Annotated in this window: 1 protein-coding gene; it reads left to right on the top strand. The window is 64.3% G+C overall.

Features of this window, described 5'->3' with window-relative positions:
* Window positions 1-186 precede the first annotated feature (186 nt).
* A complete protein-coding gene (locus B2W70_RS05570) occupies window positions 187-504 on the top strand; it encodes a BON domain-containing protein (RefSeq protein WP_058086685.1) in 318 nt (105 codons plus the stop codon).
* Window positions 505-588 lie beyond the last annotated feature (84 nt).

Raw genomic sequence — 588 nt, 5'->3', positions numbered from 1 at the left:
GGCTGGCGCTTGATCGCGCGCCGACGCTGAGCCCACTCGCGAGCAAATCAGGCCTTGTCGGGGCCTTGTCCTACACGGCAACACGCGCCAGTCCGACAAGTTGCCGACGGCAGCGCAAGCACCATTTCTCCACCGGGGCAGCCAGCCCCTTCACGCAAGCCCCACAGGGCATCAAGGAGAAATGACATGCAACTCAACCGAATGCTCATTGCCGCCGTGGCCGCTGCCGCATCGCTGACCTCGCTGCCGGGCTGCGCTGTCTCCCGCGAGCAATCAACGGTCGGTGAATACATCGACGACGCCACCATCACCGCCAAGGTCAAGGCCAGGTTCGTGGAAGACAAGTCCGTGGACGCGACAGCCATCAGCGTCGAGACACTGGGCGGCGAGGTCATCCTCTCGGGTTTTGCCAAGTCCAGCGCCGAGAAGACCCGCGCTCAGGAACTGGCTCAGCAAGTCAAGGGCGTGCGCTCCGTCAAGAACTCGCTGGAAGTGCGCGGTTGATCGCCTGATCACCCCTCCCAGTTGCCACCCGGTGAAATCGGGTGGCTCGCACGGCGCGCGTGTCGGACAAGTCCTACACGCGCG

This window comes from Aquabacterium sp. UBA2148, from assembly GCF_002328915.1.
GTDB classification, from domain to species: domain Bacteria; phylum Pseudomonadota; class Gammaproteobacteria; order Burkholderiales; family Burkholderiaceae_C; genus Aquabacterium; species Aquabacterium parvum.
The sequence above is the reverse complement of the archived record's forward strand: the minus strand, read 5'-3'. Positions and strand labels throughout refer to the sequence as shown.

Bases quoted from the DNA above. Each gene is read 5' to 3' on its own strand.
- B2W70_RS05570 (WP_058086685.1), top strand. From the start codon at position 187: ATGCAACTCAACCGAATGCTCATTGCCGCCGTGGCCGCTGCCGCATCG.